Genomic DNA, 15,502 nt, shown 5'->3' with positions numbered 1-15,502 from the left:
CGTGCGGCCGGACGAGTGACCTGTGCCCGGTAACCTTGTGCGGGGCGCGGTCGCGCCCCGCACATCCACCGCCTCGCACCAGGAAGGTGTCCTCCCGTGGAAAACGGCGCCGCCCAGCCCGTGATTGTCGCCATCGACGGCCCTTCGGGCACGGGCAAGTCGAGCACGTCCAAGGCCGTGGCCGCCCAGCTCGGGCTGAGCTACCTGGACACCGGCGCCCAGTACCGGGCGATCACGTGGTGGATGGTGAACAACGGGATCGACATCGAGGACCCCTCGGCGATCGCCGCCGTCGCGGGCAAGCCGGAGATCGTCTCCGGCACCGACCCGGCCGACCCGGCGATCACGGTCGACGGCACCGACGTGGCCGGACCGATCCGCACCCAGGAGGTCACCTCCAAGGTCAGCGCCGTGAGCGCCGTACCGGAGGTGCGGGCCCGGATCACCGAGCTCCAGCGCTCGCTGGCGGCTTCCGCCGAGCAGGGGATAGTCGTCGAGGGGCGTGACATCGGTACGACCGTGCTGCCCGACGCCGACCTGAAGGTCTTCCTCACCGCGTCCGCGGAGGCCCGTGCCGCCCGGCGCAGCGGCGAGCTGAAGGGCGCGGACGTCCACACCACCCGCGAGGCGCTGATCAAGCGGGACGCGGCCGACTCCTCCCGCAAGACCTCCCCGCTCGCCAAGGCGGACGACGCCGTCGAGGTGGACACCACCGAGCTGACGCTGACCCAGGTCATCGAGTGTGTCGTCACCCTCGTCGAGGAGAAGCGGGCCGCGAAGTGACTCCAGTGCCCGCGCCCTCCGAGAGGGGCGCCGAGGTCGGGCGGCGCATCGGCGTCGGCCTGATGTACGGGCTGTTCAAGCCGCGTGTGCTGGGCGCCTGGAAGGTGCCGGCGAGCGGCCCGCTGATCTTCGCGATCAACCACTCCCACAACGTCGACGGCCCGATGGTCATGGGCGTGGCGCCCCGGCCGACGCACTTCCTGATCAAGAAGGAAGCGTTCATCGGCCCCCTCGACCCGTTCCTGACCGCCATCGGCCAGCTCAAGGTCGACCGGGACACCACCGACCGGACGGCGATCACCCGCGCGCTGGGCGTGCTGGAGCAGGGCGGGGTCCTCGGGATCTTCCCGGAGGGCACCCGTGGCGAGGGCGACTTCGCCGCCCTGCGCGCCGGTCTCGCGTACTTCGCGGTACGCGGCGGGGCGCCGATCGTGCCCGTCGCCGTGCTGGGAAGTTCCGGACGGCGCGGGCGGTTGATAAAGGCGCTGCCTCCGCTGCGCTCCCGCGTCGACGTCGTCTTCGGCGACGCGTTCGAGGCGGGCGACGGCAGCGGGCGGCGTACCCGCAAGGCGCTGGACGCGGCCACCGAGCGCATCCAGAAGCATCTTGCCGCACACCTGGAAAACGCCAGGCGCCTGACCGGGCGCTGAGCGACACTGAATACCGAGTAGTGGATCAATCCGCACAAAACGGCTGCTCCACCGATCACCACGAATGAACGACGAGGTACGGACTTCATGAACGACCATATCCAGCCCGACGGCTCGGACGCCTTCGAGCACGATCACGGGGCACTCGGCGACGCCGAGTACGCGGAGTTCATGGAGCTCGCCGCCGTCGAGGGCTTCGACATCGAGGACGTCGAGGGGGCGATCGAGGAGGCCGGCCACGGGCCGCTGCCGGTGCTCGCCGTCGTCGGCCGCCCGAACGTCGGCAAGTCGACCCTGGTCAACCGGATCATCGGCCGCCGCGAGGCCGTCGTCGAGGACAAGCCGGGCGTCACCCGGGACCGGGTCACCTACGAGGCCGAGTGGGCGGGCCGCCGCTTCAAGCTCGTCGACACCGGCGGCTGGGAGCAGGACGTCCTCGGCATCGACGCCTCCGTGGCCGCGCAGGCCGAGTACGCGATCGAGGCGGCCGACGCCGTCGTCTTCGTCGTCGACGCCAAGGTCGGCGCCACCGACACCGACGAGGCGGTCGTGCGGCTGCTGCGCAAGGCCGGCAAGCCCGTCGTGCTGGCCGCCAACAAGGTCGACGGCCCGAGCGCCGAGGCCGACGCGGCCTATCTGTGGTCCCTGGGCCTCGGCGAGCCGCACCCGATCTCCGCGCTGCACGGCCGCGGCACCGGCGACATGCTGGACGCCGTCCTGGAAGCCCTGCCGGAGGCTCCCGCGCAGACCTTCGGCACCGCCGTCGGCGGCCCGCGCCGCATCGCGCTCATCGGCCGCCCGAACGTCGGCAAGTCCTCGCTGCTGAACCAGGTGGCGAACGAGGAGCGCGTCGTCGTCAACGAGATCGCGGGCACCACCCGCGACCCGGTCGACGAGCTGATCGAACTCGGCGGCGTGACCTGGAAGTTCGTGGACACGGCGGGCATCCGCAAGCGCGTCCACCTCCAGCAGGGCGCCGACTACTACGCCTCGCTGCGCACCGCGGCCGCCGTCGAGAAGGCCGAGGTCGCGGTCATCCTGATCGACGCCTCCGAGTCCATCTCGGTCCAGGACCAGCGCATCGTCACCATGGCAGTGGACGCGGGCCGCGCCCTCGTCATCGCCTACAACAAGTGGGACACCCTCGACGAGGAGCGCCGCTACTACCTGGAGCGGGAGATCGAGACCGAGTTCGCCCAGGTCGCCTGGGCGCCCCGGGTGAACGTCTCGGCGCGCACCGGCCGGCACATGGAGAAGCTGGTCCCGGCGATCGAGGCCGCCCTGGCCGGCTGGGAGACCCGCGTCCCGACGGGCCGCCTCAACGCCTTCCTGGGCGAGCTGGTCGCCGCCCACCCGCACCCGGTCCGGGGCGGCAAGCAGCCGCGCATCCTCTTCGGCACGCAGGCCGGGACCAAGCCCCCGCGGTTCGTCCTCTTCGCCTCCGGCTTCATCGAGGCGGGTTACCGGCGCTTCATCGAGCGCCGGCTGCGCGAGGAGTTCGGCTTCCCGGGCACCCCGATCCACATCTCGGTGCGGGTGCGCGAGAAGCGCGGCGCCAACAAGAGCAAGAAGAAGTAGCGGTGACATGGCTGGAGGGCGGCACCCGTGACGGGTGCCGCCCTCCAGCCATGACCGTCGGTCAGAAGGTCCTCCGGGATCCCGGCGGGAGCGCCGCCGGGATGTGCTGCAGCGTGGTGGGCGTGGGCTGTGTGCCGAGCTGCCCCACCCGCTGCCACTGTGACTGCTGCCCGACTCCGTGCCGTGCGCTCTGCGCCCCCGCGCTGTAGGCGCTGTACGAGCTGCTGAACGAGCCCGGGCGGGGCGCCGGATAGGAGCTCGTGTGGTGCGGGATGTTCCCGAAAGCGGTGAACCCCAGTTCGTCCTCGCCGCTGCGGTCACCCGGCAGCGAGCGGAACGTCTTGACGTACTCGGCGTAGAGCGCGTCGTAGATCGGCGTGGCCGATGGGCCGCCCTGGGAGTCCTGCGCCGGTCGCGCGGTCGGGATCGACTGGAAGGACGGGCGGCGGGGAACGTCGTAGGTGTGCACGTATGTCCAAACGACGCGGCACTGGAAGAGATGCGGCTCGACAGCGGGCCTCGGCCGACCTCAGGAGGGCGCGGAGCTGCGTTCGGACCGGCTCGGTCGCGTCGGTGCGACCCACCGTGCACGGTTTCGCCCCCCGCCCGTGCACGGCAACCCCGTCCGTGCACGGTCTCGACCACCGTCCTCGCACAGCCTCTCGGCCGTCGTACGACCGCCGTCCCCGCTCCGGTGGACGAGCTCAGGTCCCGGCGAGCGGAAGAGCCGCCCCGACCAACTGCCCGTTGGCCGCGGCCTTGTCCAGCGCGTCCCGCAGCAGGTCCTCGCGGGGCTGACGACCGATGGAGCCCACCGGCGCCGCGAACATCAGCACCTGCTGGTGCTTGTTGGCGGCGGCCCGCCATCCCTCCGTCACCTGCAACGGCTGGTGCGCCTGCCACCAGGCGACCGGCTGCCCGCCGTTCACCGAGGGCTGGAGCACCGCGTGCAGCTGTCCCATCGCCAGCAGCACGGACCAGCCGTGCTGTACCGGCGGCACCTCGGTCAGCTGGGACAGCGGCATGAAGCCCTGCTCGATGAGCAGCGGCAGGAAGTCGTCCCCGGCGCCGGTCGTGCCGGGCCGCACGATGGGCGCGGTGGGCTCGACGACCAGGGCCGGGTGCAGCTCCCCGGCGATCAGGACGAGTCCGCTGGTGATGCCGAGCACCGCCTGCTCGGGTGCCACCTTGTCGGGGTGCAGGTCGACGGTGTCGCCGCTGATGGAGCGGACCGCGCCCTGGAGTTGCTCCTCGGTGACCTGGACGACCTGCGAGGGCAGGCACGTGGAGTGGGCGAAGGCGAGGACGGCGGTCTCGTCCCCGATGAACAGGACGGTGCTGGTGTGCTCGTTCTCGGAGTCGCCCGGGGTGCGGCAGGACGTGCAGTCGTAACTGCCCGGGGCGTTGTCTCCGGCGAGCAGCCGGTCGGCTTCTTCGTCGCCGATCTCGGCGCGTACCTCGTCGCTGACGTCGAGCATGCGCGGCACGGGTGACTCCCTCGGATGCGGTGCGTGGGCGAGGCGGGTGGCTCCCGGCTCGAGATCCGGGTCGGTCCCCGGCTCATGAACAAGACAACGGGTGATCTGTGGCCGGGGTCACGCTGGACGGCGAACGGAATCGAACCATCCCGCGTGCGCGGTCACGATGCGTGCGGAATCCGCCACTCCATGTCAAGTAACGGGGAGGTCACGGAAGTTGAATCGGTGAGCTGACTCACAGAAGGGTCGATCGCCTGGTCGACAAATCGGGAAATGAGCGAATGAAGTAGGTGGCCTGAAATCGTCGCTACCTACGGTAACCAGCAACTGGCCTGGGACGAAGGGCTGTTGGTTGATAACGACTCGTCAGCTGCCTAGATTGCTCCGCCGTGTGCAACGAGCACCGCTCGGGTACGTCCGCCGGCCGCGCAGAGCCAGACATCGCGCAGTACGACCGTCGGCGGACGGGGCCGAGTGCGACGACCGCGTCCTTGTGCGCGGGCGGCGTGCTCCGGCCAGGGGGAGCCCCGGGTTCGTAGAGAGGGATCTACATGTCCGAATGTGCCGATATCCACACCCGCAAGTCGTCGCGCAGGACGGCGGTCCTCGCCGGGGCGATACTGCTCGCCCCCCTCGGACTGCTGTCCGCGACCGGCAACGCCTCGGCGGCCGACAGCGGGGTGTGGGACCGCATCGCCCAGTGCGAGAGCGGCGGCAACTGGTCGATCAACACCGGCAACGGCTACTACGGCGGGCTCCAGTTCTCCGCCGGTACCTGGCGCGCCTACGGCGGCACCGCGTACGCGTCGACCGCCGACAAGGCCAGCAAGGCACAGCAGATCTCCGTCGCCACCAAGGTGCAGAACTCCCAGGGGTGGGGCGCGTGGCCGACCTGTTCGGCGCGCGCCGGGGCGTCCGGCAGCGCGCCGCAGGGCGGATCGTCCTCCGCCAGGTCGAGCTCCGCCGACTCGGGCTCCGCGAAGTCCGGTTCATCGAACTCCTCGGAGTCCGGTTCCTCGAAGAAGTCGGGCTCTTCGCGGTCCGGCTCCGGCTCCTCGCAGGCGGGTTCGTCGAAGGCGCCGGAGCGCTCGGCGAACCAGACCTCGCGCGGCACGACCCGTGGGGACTACACCGTCCGTGCGGGCGACACCCTCAGCACCATCGCGGCCCGCAACGGGCTGACCTGGCAGCGGGTCTACGCCGCCAACAAGGCCGTCGTCGGCGGTGACCCGGACCTGATCGTGCCCGGACAGCGCCTCATGCTCTGACCGACCCCCGCAGGGGCGCGGCGGCTCCATCCGGCGGGACGGCCGGGTGGGGCCGCCGCGCCCCGTGGGACACACTGGGCGCATGCTGGAGACCTCCGCCCGACTGCTGCGCCTGCTGTCCCTTCTGCAGGCCCACCGCGAGTGGTCCGGCGCCCAACTCGCCGACCGGCTGGGTGTCACCGCGCGCACGGTGCGCCGGGACGTGGACCGGCTGCGCGAGCTGGGCTACCCGGTCAACGCCAGCCCCGGCACCGGAGGCGGCTACCAGCTGGGCGCCGGCGCCGAGTTGCCGCCGCTGCTGCTGGACGACGACGAGGCCGTCGCCGTGGCGGTGGGGCTGCGGACGGCCGCCGGGCAGGGCATCGAGGGCATCGGCGAGACCTCCGTGCGGGCCCTGGCGAAGCTGGAGCAGGTGCTGCCGCACCGGCTGCGCCGCCGGGTGGGCGCCCTGAACGCCTTCACCGTGCCGATGCTGCGCGGCCCGCGGCCCTCCGCCGTCGACCCGGCCGTCCTCACCGAGCTCGCCCACCTCTGCCGGGACGCCGAACGCCTGCGCTTCGACTACCGGGGGCACGACGGCGCGGCGACCCGCCGTACGGTCGAACCGCACCGCCTGGTGTGCACCGAGCGCCGCTGGTACCTGGTCGCCTGGGATCTCGACCGCGCGGACTGGCGTACGTTCCGCGTGGACCGCCTCGCGCCGAGGGCGCCGCACGGGCCGCGCTTCGAACCGCGCGAGCCGCCCGCCGAGGATCTCGCCGCGTACGTCTCGCAAGGCGTCTCCACGCGCGCGTACGCCACCCGGGCCACCGTCCGGCTGTTCGTGCCGCTGGCCGAGGCCGCCGAACGGATCTCACCCTCGGCCGGCACGCTGGAGCCCGACGGCGACCGGGCCTGTGTCCTGCGCACCGGGGCCGCGAGCCTCGACGTGATGGTGATCCACGTGATGATGGCGGGCTTCGAGTTCGAGGTCCTGGAGCCCCTGGAGCTGATCGAGGCGATCAGGGTGGCCCGTGACCGGCTCGACGGCGCTCTGGCCCGGTCCGCGCGGGCTCAGCCGTCCAGCGGTGCGTAGCCGGACCCGCGTGGACGGACCTGCGGAGCGGGGTGGGCGGCCCGCGTCCGCTCCTTCGTCCGCCCTGTCCCGGGCCCGTCGGCGCCCTGGGCGGGTACGGAGGGTGTGTGGGGGAGCCGTGTATTTCCTATGGGCAGTCAGCTCCCGCGACGCAGTCGGCAATCGGAATGCGGCGGGGTCCGGGGGAGGTTCTCCGTGAACTCTCCGCCGGGGTATTCGGGGATGCCGGAAGGCGTGCGGGAATTACGTTCGAATGCGCGCGGAAGGCATACGGAAGGCGTACGGAACCGCTCGTACGTGTGACGGAGTTCGACCGAAACGCATGTCGTGATCCTGTGACGAAAGTGTGACCCGGGTGATCCGTATCGGCGGCCCGGGGTTCCCGGGGCGCGGCTCGCGGCCTAGCGTGGCGGTATGGCACCGAATCCCACTCCGCCAGCGGAGCCCCAGGACAATCCGGACGGGTACGTCGGTCTCGAGGCCGCACGGGCCGAGCGGCTCGCGCGGGAACGGGGGTGGTCGACGGTGCGCTCGCTGGCGCCCGGCACCATCCTCACCATGGAGTACCGCTTCGGGCGGCTGAACCTCGAGGTACGCGACGGGCGCGTGGCACGCGCCTGGAAGGGCTGAGCGGTCCGAGGAGGTCGAGGCGGGCACGACGAAGGCCCCGGTTCCTGGCTTCGGGAACCGGGGCCTTCGTGTGCGGAACCGGGTTGTGCGTACCGGGGTCCCGCCGTTCGGGAGGCTGGAGCGGAGACGTTCGGGGAGGTCAGCCGCCGGTGAGGGGGCGGGGTGCCGAGGCCGTCGTACCGCGGGGGAGACGGTCCGCGTGCGGTGGTCGGCGGCTGCCGACCGGGGTGACCGGAGTGCGCTCCGAGCGGGTCGTGTGCGGACCGGGCGCCAGATAGACCGGGGCGCGCGGTGAACGGGCCGGGGCGGCCGTCTCGCGGGCCGCGGCGGCAGCCTCGTCCTGGGCCGTCACGGCCGACTTGAACGGCACGGGTACGGCGACCGGGGCGACCGGAACCGGAGCCGGGACCGTGCCGACGCGGCGCTCGCGCCAGCGGTCGCGCAGGTCGAAGATCGCGACCTCGGCGCGGGCGATCAGCGGCTCGCACCAGGGCAGGGCCAGCAGGATCAGCAGACCCGCGGCCCAGCCGAGCACCACGTCGCTGAGCCAGTGCGTGCCCAGGTAGACCGTGGCGAGGCCGACGCCGAGCGAGGTCACCGCGGAGAGGGCGGACAGCCAGCGGCGGGCTCTCGGGGTGGAGGCCAGATATGCCAGGATTCCCCAGGTCACGACCGCGTTGGCGGTATGGCCGCTGGGGAATATATCGCCGCCCAGGCCCATCTCGTTGGAGCCGATGGTGGTCGCGTAGTGCGGTCCGAGCCTGCCCATGCCCAGCTTCGCGGCACCGACGGTGATGTTCAGCAGCAGCAGCGAGGCGCCGAGCGTGAGCAGCGGGCGCAGGGTGTGCTGCCGCCAGGATCTCCAGCCGAGCCAGGCGGCGACCATCACCGCGGTCGGACCGCGCTGGCCGAGGACCACGTAGTAGTCGACGAACCAGTGGATGCCGGCCCACTGCTGGTACGGCCGGAAGAACATGACCAGCCAGTCGAGGCGGACCAGCCACGAGGTGATCACCACGAGCCACACGATCGCCAGATAGAAGGCCAGGGTCGCCGAGAACAGCGCGATCCTGTGCCTGCTCATCTTCGGCACATCGATGTGGGCCGGTCGTTCCGGCTCCCGGTCGAGCCTGGCGAACACCCGGTCCAGACGGGTGAGGTTTTGTTGGGTACGCACCTAAACGACGTTACAGCGAGTGAGCTCGAGACCCGGCCGATTCCGCTGGTTTGTGATGACGATGTGATGTGGGATTGCTCTCAGAAGGGCAATTATTCCTGTGAATCAGCAATCGTCGAACAGTGCTTCCTTCAATTCCTTTGATCATTCGAGGGGATAGTTTTAGAGAACGTAGAAAGGCTTCACGGAAAAGCCGGATACCTCTTTACGGGGGACCGCTGCCGTTGAGCCACCACCCGCCGTACACGGCCGATGCCACCGCGAGGCACCCCACCAACGGCGCCGACCTGGACGTCCGCAGCCGGGCCAGGGCCAGGGCGAGGGGCAGCAGCAGCGGGAAGGCGGGCAGGAGCAGCCGCGGCTTGGAACCGAAGTAGCTCGACGCGCACAGGGCGAGCGCGAGGACGACGCCCGCGTACACCAGCAGCGGAAGCGGCTGACGCTGCCGCACGCAGACGGCGTACAGCCACAGCAGCAGGCCGACGCCGACGATCAGCCCGAGACCGGCGAGGGCCGACGGGAACGACGTGAACTTGTCGGCGACGAAGCGGGCGAAGGCGTAGCCGCCGTCGAAGCCGTTGCGCCAGCCCGCCTGGACGTCGAGGTAGCCGAGGGGGCCCCTGCCGGTGCGATGGCCGACCCACAGGACGTATCCCGCGGCGCCGAGGGGCGCCAGGAGCATGCCGAGGGCGCGGGGCACCCGAGAGGCGCGCTCGCCGGTGGGCGCGCCGGGCTCGGGCGCCGCGCATCGGTTTCGCGCGAAGGGGACCTCCGCGCGAGCCTCCCGGTCACGAAGGAAGGACACCGCGGCCGTCGCCCACACGGCCGCGACCACCGCGAGCCCCACCGGACGGGTCAGGCCGGACAGCGAGGCAAGCACCCCGGCGGTCACCCAGCGGCCGGTGAGCACCGCGTACAGCGACCAGGCGGCCAGCGCGGTGAACAGCGACTCGCTGTACGCCATCGACTGCACGATCGCCACGGGCAGCACGGCCCACACCAGCACCGCGCACACCCCTGCGCGGCGCCCGTACACATGGTCGGCGACCGCGAAGACACCCCAGGCGGCGGCGACCGAGGCGAGCAGGGACACGACGAAACCGGCGTCGGCGTACGACAGCGGGGCCACCGCGTGCAGCAGCCTCTCCAGCCAGGGCAGCAGCGGGAAGAAGGCGAGGTTGGAGTGGACGTCGCCGTTCGGCAGACGGACCTCGTAGCCGTATCCCAGCTCGGCGACCCTGGTGTACCAGAGGGCGTCCCAGCGGGCGGTCAACAGCGTGTACGCGCTCTTGTCGCGGGCGGCGCTCCACACGGCCAGGACGAGCAGACCCAGGGCGCGCACGGCCGCGTACCCCAGAAGGGCGGGGGCCGCCCGGCGCAGGGTCGCGGGGCCGGGGGGCCTCACGCGCGTCTCGAGATCGGTCACGGGCTCGATTATCGACGGCGGGCCCGACGACCGGGGCCGCCGGGCCTCCGGGCGTCCCGGGAGACGGGCGCCGGGAGGGGGCGCGGGGGCTGGCGTGGGAGTGACACGGGAGTGGCGTACGCCACACGGGTCGCCCTGGACGGTGAGAGGTCCGCCACGTGGCCCCGGCGCGAACTCGCGTACGCTGCGTTCCACTCGTGTTCGTTTGCGCGGGCCGGAGATCACCGCTCCTCTCCGGCCGAGCCGCGGGGAGTCCCCACCCCGTGAGCCCGCCGAATCGAGGGATCACCTGGGAGGTACGTACATGTCCGGGACGACCACGGCCGCCGCTGGGCTGCGCCGTCGGGCGGCCGGGGCCGGTGCCAACCGCTGGGTCGTGCTGGTGGTGCTGTGCGTCAGCCTGCTGCTGGTCGCCGTGGACGCGACCGTGCTGCACGTGGCGGTGCCCGCCGTCACCGAGGACCTGCGGCCCGGCGCCATCGAGCTGCTCTGGATCGTCGACACCTATCCGCTGGTCTGCGCCTCGCTGCTGATCCTGTTCGGCACGCTCGGCGACAAGGTGGGCCGCAGACGGATCCTGCTGCTCGGATACGCCCTGTTCGGCGTCGCCTCCGCGCTGGCGGCGTTCGCGGGGAGCGCGCAGACCCTGATCCTGGCGCGGGCGCTGCTGGGCGTGGGCGGGGCGATGATCATGCCCGCGACGCTGTCGATCCTGCGGCAGGTGTTCCCGGACCGGCGTGAGCGGGCGCTCGCGATCGGCATCTGGAGCGCGGTGGCCGCGGTGGGCGCCGCGATCGGCCCGCTCCTGGGCGGTTTCCTGCTCGAGCACTTCTGGTGGGGTTCGGTCTTCCTCGTCAACATTCCGCTGATGCTGGTCAGCCTGCCGGTGGGGCGGTTGCTGCTGCCCGAGTCACGGGGCACGACGGACGGCCCCTGGGACGTGGTCGGCGCGCTGATGGCGGCGGTCGGCCTGTTCGGTGTGGTGCTGGGCGTGAAGCGGCTGGGCGGTGGCGAACTCGGGCTGCTCACCGTGGTCCCGCTGCTGGTGGGCGCGGTGCTGATCGCGCTGTTCGTGCGCCGTCAGCGGCGCCGACTCCATCCTCTGGTGGACCTGCGGATGTTCCGGCGGCCGGCGTTCAGTACGTCGGTCGGCTGCATCGTGCTGGCGATGCTGGCGCTGGTGGGCCTCGAACTGATCGCCGCGCAGTACTTGCAGCTGGTGCTGGGTCTGTCCCCCCTGGAGACGGGCCTGCGACTGCTGCCCCTGACCTTCGCCGCGATGGCGGCGGGGCTGGCAGGGGCGCGGCTGCTCCGGCAGGTCGGGCCGCGCCGGATGGTGTGCGGGGGGTTCGTTCTCACGGCGCTGGCGGTGCTGACGCTGACCGCGATGGGCGGGTCGGACAACGCGGGACTGCTGCTGGTCGGGTTCCTGCTGCTGGGCTTCGGCCTGGAGACGACCTTGTTCGCGGCCTACGAGTCGATGCTGAGCGAGGCTCCGCCGGAGCAGGCGGGCGGGGCGGCGGCGATCGGCGAGACCTCGTACCAGTTGGGGGCGGGGATCGGGATCGCGCTGCTCGGCAGCGTGATGAACGCCGCGTACGCGCCCGGGCTGAAGTCCGTGCCGGGTGTGCCGGCGTCGGCGTCGGACGCGGCGGGGCATTCGCTGGGGGAGGCCTACGAGGTCGCCGGGCGGCTCGGCGGGCCTACGGGGGAAGCGCTGCGGCGGGCTGCCCGGGACTGTTTCGTGCACGGGCTGCACGTCACGCTGCTGGTGAGCGCGGGGTTGTTGCTGCTGGGGGCGGTGATGGCGTTGCGGTTGCCGCGGGTGATGCACTGCGAGGCACCGTCGGCGGGGGTGGAGCTTCCTTCTCCCCGGGAAGTCGTGGAGTCCCGCGTCTCCGCGTGAGTTCATCCCCCATACACACCCACTTGTTCGCTGTCGGTCGAACGGTGAGCGTTTCCTGACCGGGTGCTCCGCCGTTGGTGGCTGTGGCTGTGGCTGTGGCTGTGGCTGTGGCTGTGGCTGTGGCTGTGGCTGTGGCTGTGGCTGTGGCTGTGGCTGTGGCTGTTGGCCGTGACCGTCGCTTGCGGTTTGTGCGGCGCGTACTGGACGTGCGGGAGGCCGCGTCGTAACGTCGCCGGGGCATCGTGACTAGCGGTGCTAGTTTTTGGTTCCTGCCGGAGGCTGTCGTATGTCCGCGTCCTCGAAGTTGCCGCCCTTCGACCCCGCCGACCCGCTCGGGATCGACGATCTGCTGGAGCCGGAGGATCTCGCGGTCCGTGACACCGTGCGGAGCTGGGCCGCGGACCGGGTGCTGCCCCATGTCGCCGAGTGGTACGAACAGGGCGAGCTGCCGGGCATCAGGGAGCTCGCGCGGGAGCTCGGCGCCATCGGGGCGCTCGGGATGTCGCTCAGCGGATACGGGTGCGCCGGCGCCAGCGCGGTGCAGTACGGCCTCGCCTGTCTCGAGCTCGAAGCCGCCGACTCCGGCATCCGGTCCCTCGTCTCCGTGCAGGGCTCCCTCGCCATGTACGCGATCCACCGCTTCGGCGGCGAGGAGCAGAAGCAGACCTGGCTGCCGGGTATGGCCGCCGGTGAAATCATCGGGTGCTTCGGGCTCACCGAACCCGATCACGGGTCCGATCCCGCCGCCATGCGCACGTACGCCAAGCGGGACGGCTCCGACTGGGTGCTGAACGGCCGCAAGATGTGGATCACCAACGGCTCCGTCGCCGGGGTGGCGGTCGTCTGGGCGCAGACCGACGACGGGATCCGCGGTTTCGTGGTGCCCACCGGCACTCCGGGGTTCTCCGCGCCCGAGATCAAGCACAAGTGGTCCCTGCGGGCCAGTGTGACCAGCGAACTCGTGCTCGACGACGTGCGGTTGCCCGCCGACGCCGTCCTGCCGGAGGTGACCGGGCTGCGCGGACCGCTGAGCTGTCTGTCCCACGCGCGCTACGGCATCGTGTGGGGCGCGATGGGAGCGGCGCGTTCCTGCTTCGAGACCGCCGTCGACTACGCGAAGACCCGCGAGCAGTTCGGGCGGCCCATCGGAGGGTTCCAGCTCACCCAGGCCAAGCTCGCCGACATGGCGGTCGAGCTGCACAAGGGGATTCTGCTCGCCCATCATCTGGGGCGGCGCATGGACGCCGGCCGCCTGCGTCCCGAGCAGGTCAGCTTCGGCAAGCTCAACAACGTACGGGAAGCGATCGAGATCTGCCGGACCGCCCGTACCGTCCTCGGCGCCAACGGGATCTCGCTCGAATATCCCGTCATGCGGCACGCGACCAACCTCGAGTCGGTGCTCACCTACGAGGGCACCGTCGAGATGCACCAGCTCGTGCTGGGCAAGGCGCTCACCGGACTCGACGCCTTCCGCTGACCCGGCCCGGGGGCCGGGGCAGGGCCGGTGAGCGGCCCTGCCTCAGCTCTGGTTGAAGAAACCGTCCGTCCGATGCGCGGACGGGTCTCCGTTCACGATCTCCGTGTTGGCGGGGGACAGCAGGAACACCCGGGTGGACACCCGCTCGATCGAACCCCGCAGGCCGAAGATCAGCCCGGCCGCGAAGTCGACGACGCGCTTGGCGTCGCCGGCCTCCATGGCCGTCAGGTTCATGATGACCGGCACGCCCTCGCGGAACAGTTCGCCGATCGCCCGCGCGTCCCGGAAGCTGTCCGGGGTGACGGTGCCGATCCGGCGGCCCTTCTCCTCGGCCGTGTCCGTCGCCACCTTCACGCGGGGGTCGGTGACCCAGGCGTCGCCGGAGTCGTTCCCCTCGGAATAGTCGTCGTCGTAGTAACGCTCGTCATCGTTGTCGTCGACGAGGCCAAGCCAGGCACTCGCCTTGCGCACCGATCCCATGGACGCCTCCTCTCACAGCGGTCTTTCTGCTTTCCGCATCCCCATGGTCGTCCATGATGCGGATGTCGCGCCAAGTGGATAGACGCCGCGCGGGGGGTTTGTGACGGTACTGGTGCACAGCGCATACGTCGAGAGCCCGCGTCTCCCAAGGGTCGTACCGCATACGACTGCTGACTGTGAGTGAAATATGATTCTTCGTGGCGGATGGGTGACGGACGGTGCGTCCGGGTGAACCAGGTACCCACGAACCGGCGTGACAATCGGTCGATAGCATGCGGCAGCTCAATGTCCCAAGGACGACGGGGGTTGTCGTGTTCGGAATCGTCAGGCCGTGCAGTCACCGGCTCGGAGAAGGTCTCAAGACCCAGTGGATGGCCCACCTGTGCGGGCTGTGTCTCGCGCTGCGCGGCGACCACGGGCAGTTCGCGCGGGTGGTCACCAACTACGACGGGCTGCTCGTATCGGTTCTGACGGAGGCTCAGGCGCCCCGGGTCACGGCCGACGGGTGGCGGCGCACGGCGGGGCCGTGCCCGCTGCGCGGGATGCGCACCGCGTCCGTCGCGCAGGGCGAGGGCGCCCGCCTCGCGGCCGCCGTCTCGCTGGTGCTCGCCTCGGCCAAGGTGCGCGACCACGTCGCCGACGGGGACGGGCTGCTGGCGCGGCGGCCCGTCGCCGTCGCCGCGCGCAGGGTCGCCGCGAGCTGGGGGCGCGCCGGGGAACGCGGCGGGGCGGCCGTCGGGTTCGACACCGCCGTCCTCGTCGAGGCCGTGGACCGGCAGGTCGGCATCGAGGCGCTCGCCGGGCCCGGCACCTCGCTGACGGCCGTCACCGAACCGACCGAGACCGCCACCGCGGCCGCCTTCGCCCACACCGCCGTCCTGGCGGGCCGGCCGGGCAACGCCGCGCCGCTCGCCGAGGCCGGCCGCCTCTTCGGACGGCTGGCGCATCTGCTGGACGCGGTCGAGGACCGGGAGTCCGACGCGGCGGCCGGCGCCTGGAACCCGCTGACGGCCACGGGGACCCCGCTCGCCGAGGCCCGCCGGCTCGCCGACGACGCCCTGCACGGCATCCGGCTCGCTCTGCGCGATGTCGCGTTCGTGGACGGCAGGCTCGCGCATCTGCTGCTGGCGCACGAGCTGGAGCGGTCGGTCGACCGGGCGTTCGGGACGCAGTCGTGCGGACACGCGCACGGGGCGGAGGGTGCCTTCGGGCCGCCGACCGGCCCGTACGCCCCGCGGGGGCCGGTGGATCCGCACGTGCCCGGCAACCCCTACGGGGGCAACCCCTTCGGCGGTGAGCCGCCGCGGCCCGGGAAGCGGGGCTTCTGGGCCGGGTGCGCGGTGGCGCTCGGACTGTGCTGCACCTGCAAGGTCTGCTGCGCCGACGAGTTCGAGGGGCCCTGGTCGCGGAAGAAGCGGGAGGGCTGGTGCAGCGACGGCTGCGACTGCTGCGACTGCTGCGACGGGTGTCAGTGCTGCGAGTGCTGTGAGTGCTGCTCCTGCGACTGCTCCTGCTGACGCGGCGTCACCGTTTCGGCCCCCGGCGCCTCGTGTGGGGCGCCGCGGTGAGCGACG

15 protein-coding genes are annotated in these 15,502 nt (G+C 71.6%); 10 read left to right on the top strand and 5 right to left on the bottom strand.

The annotated features are described in order from the left end of the window. Positions 1-96: 96 nt before the first annotated feature. The 3 genes from cmk (at position 97) to der (ending at position 3,011) form a co-directional block, all read left to right on the top strand. Entirely contained in the window at positions 97-783 is a 687-nt protein-coding gene (gene cmk, locus ACIPFH_RS31775) for a (d)CMP kinase (protein WP_401831844.1), read from the top strand. Positions 784-845: 62 nt separating this feature from the next. Beyond that, positions 846-1,433 carry a lysophospholipid acyltransferase family protein gene (locus tag ACIPFH_RS31770; protein WP_401831922.1) on the top strand — a complete coding sequence of 196 codons (588 nt, stop codon included), beginning with the start codon at positions 846-848 and terminating at the stop codon, positions 1,431-1,433. 87 nt (positions 1,434-1,520) lie between these two features. Further along, on the top strand, positions 1,521-3,011 hold the full coding sequence (gene der / locus ACIPFH_RS31765) for a ribosome biogenesis GTPase Der (protein ID WP_401831843.1): 1,491 nt from the start codon (positions 1,521-1,523) through the stop codon (positions 3,009-3,011). Between the two features lie 61 nt (positions 3,012-3,072). Here the strand turns inward: der and ACIPFH_RS31760 are convergent, their stop codons facing one another. Then, positions 3,073-3,480: a hypothetical protein gene (locus ACIPFH_RS31760; protein ID WP_356253663.1), complete on the bottom strand. Its 408-nt coding sequence runs from the start codon at positions 3,478-3,480 to the stop codon at positions 3,073-3,075. Positions 3,481-3,715: 235 nt separating this feature from the next. Beyond that, entirely contained in the window at positions 3,716-4,498 is a 783-nt protein-coding gene (locus ACIPFH_RS31755; protein WP_401831841.1) for a hypothetical protein, read from the bottom strand. A gap of 542 nt (positions 4,499-5,040) precedes the next feature. Between ACIPFH_RS31755 and ACIPFH_RS31750 the strand changes: the two genes are divergently transcribed. The 3 genes from ACIPFH_RS31750 (at position 5,041) to ACIPFH_RS31740 (ending at position 7,462) form a co-directional block, all read left to right on the top strand. Further along, on the top strand, positions 5,041-5,757 hold the full coding sequence (locus tag ACIPFH_RS31750) for a transglycosylase family protein (protein ID WP_401831840.1): 717 nt from the start codon (positions 5,041-5,043) through the stop codon (positions 5,755-5,757). An 82-nt stretch (positions 5,758-5,839) separates the two neighbouring features. After that, complete coding sequence (locus ACIPFH_RS31745) at positions 5,840-6,832, top strand: helix-turn-helix transcriptional regulator (protein ID WP_401831837.1); 993 nt, start codon at positions 5,840-5,842, stop codon at positions 6,830-6,832. A 414-nt stretch (positions 6,833-7,246) separates the two neighbouring features. After that, a complete protein-coding gene (locus ACIPFH_RS31740; protein WP_356253674.1) occupies positions 7,247-7,462 on the top strand; it encodes an I78 family peptidase inhibitor in 216 nt (71 codons plus the stop codon). 139 nt (positions 7,463-7,601) lie between these two features. Here ACIPFH_RS31740 and ACIPFH_RS31735 read toward each other — a convergent pair whose 3' ends face one another. Both ACIPFH_RS31735 and ACIPFH_RS31730 read right to left on the bottom strand, forming a co-directional pair. Next, on the bottom strand, positions 7,602-8,639 hold the full coding sequence (locus tag ACIPFH_RS31735) for a phosphatase PAP2 family protein (protein ID WP_401831834.1): 1,038 nt from the start codon (positions 8,637-8,639) through the stop codon (positions 7,602-7,604). 205 nt (positions 8,640-8,844) lie between these two features. After that, positions 8,845-10,065, bottom strand: coding sequence for a mannosyltransferase family protein (locus ACIPFH_RS31730; RefSeq protein ID WP_401831832.1), 1,221 nt, complete (start codon positions 10,063-10,065; stop codon positions 8,845-8,847). 304 nt (positions 10,066-10,369) lie between these two features. On the opposite strand from ACIPFH_RS31730, the gene ACIPFH_RS31725 reads away from it, so the two are divergent. The 3 genes from ACIPFH_RS31725 (at position 10,370) to ACIPFH_RS31715 (ending at position 13,448) form a co-directional block, all read left to right on the top strand. Further along, positions 10,370-11,971 carry an MFS transporter gene (locus ACIPFH_RS31725; RefSeq protein ID WP_401831829.1) on the top strand — a complete coding sequence of 534 codons (1,602 nt, stop codon included), beginning with the start codon at positions 10,370-10,372 and terminating at the stop codon, positions 11,969-11,971. Between the two features lie 63 nt (positions 11,972-12,034). After that, positions 12,035-12,217, top strand: coding sequence for a hypothetical protein (locus tag ACIPFH_RS31720; RefSeq protein WP_401831827.1), 183 nt, complete (start codon positions 12,035-12,037; stop codon positions 12,215-12,217). Between the two features lie 40 nt (positions 12,218-12,257). Next, positions 12,258-13,448: an acyl-CoA dehydrogenase family protein gene (locus ACIPFH_RS31715; protein ID WP_401831824.1), complete on the top strand. Its 1,191-nt coding sequence runs from the start codon at positions 12,258-12,260 to the stop codon at positions 13,446-13,448. Positions 13,449-13,490: 42 nt separating this feature from the next. On the opposite strand, the gene ACIPFH_RS31710 is transcribed toward ACIPFH_RS31715, so the two are convergent. Further along, a complete protein-coding gene (locus ACIPFH_RS31710; RefSeq protein WP_401831822.1) occupies positions 13,491-13,928 on the bottom strand; it encodes a cell division protein SepF in 438 nt (145 codons plus the stop codon). A 311-nt stretch (positions 13,929-14,239) separates the two neighbouring features. Between ACIPFH_RS31710 and ACIPFH_RS31705 the strand changes: the two genes are divergently transcribed. Then, positions 14,240-15,445: a DUF5685 family protein gene (locus ACIPFH_RS31705; RefSeq protein ID WP_401831819.1), complete on the top strand. Its 1,206-nt coding sequence runs from the start codon at positions 14,240-14,242 to the stop codon at positions 15,443-15,445. The last annotated feature ends 57 nt before the right edge of the window (positions 15,446-15,502 follow it).

Origin of the sequence: Streptomyces sp. NPDC088157 (genome assembly GCF_044741545.1) — a bacterium.
GTDB lineage: Bacteria > Actinomycetota > Actinomycetes > Streptomycetales > Streptomycetaceae > Streptomyces.
Note: the sequence above shows the minus strand (reverse complement) of the source record. Positions and strands in the feature narration are given on the sequence as shown.

What these genes read in the sequence shown, in the direction of transcription:
- ACIPFH_RS31770 (WP_401831922.1), top strand. Translation starts at nt 846, where the DNA reads ATGTACGGGCTGTTCAAGCCGCGTGTGCTGGGCGCCTGGAAGGTGCCG.
- der (WP_401831843.1), top strand. Translation starts at nt 1,521, where the DNA reads ATGAACGACCATATCCAGCCCGACGGCTCGGACGCCTTCGAGCACGAT.
- ACIPFH_RS31750 (WP_401831840.1), top strand. Translation starts at nt 5,041, where the DNA reads ATGTCCGAATGTGCCGATATCCACACCCGCAAGTCGTCGCGCAGGACG.
- ACIPFH_RS31745 (WP_401831837.1), top strand. Translation starts at nt 5,840, where the DNA reads ATGCTGGAGACCTCCGCCCGACTGCTGCGCCTGCTGTCCCTTCTGCAG.
- ACIPFH_RS31740 (WP_356253674.1), top strand. Translation starts at nt 7,247, where the DNA reads ATGGCACCGAATCCCACTCCGCCAGCGGAGCCCCAGGACAATCCGGAC.
- ACIPFH_RS31725 (WP_401831829.1), top strand. Translation starts at nt 10,370, where the DNA reads ATGTCCGGGACGACCACGGCCGCCGCTGGGCTGCGCCGTCGGGCGGCC.
- ACIPFH_RS31715 (WP_401831824.1), top strand. Translation starts at nt 12,258, where the DNA reads ATGTCCGCGTCCTCGAAGTTGCCGCCCTTCGACCCCGCCGACCCGCTC.
- ACIPFH_RS31710 (WP_401831822.1), bottom strand. Translation starts at nt 13,928, where the DNA reads ATGGGATCGGTGCGCAAGGCGAGTGCCTGGCTTGGCCTCGTCGACGAC.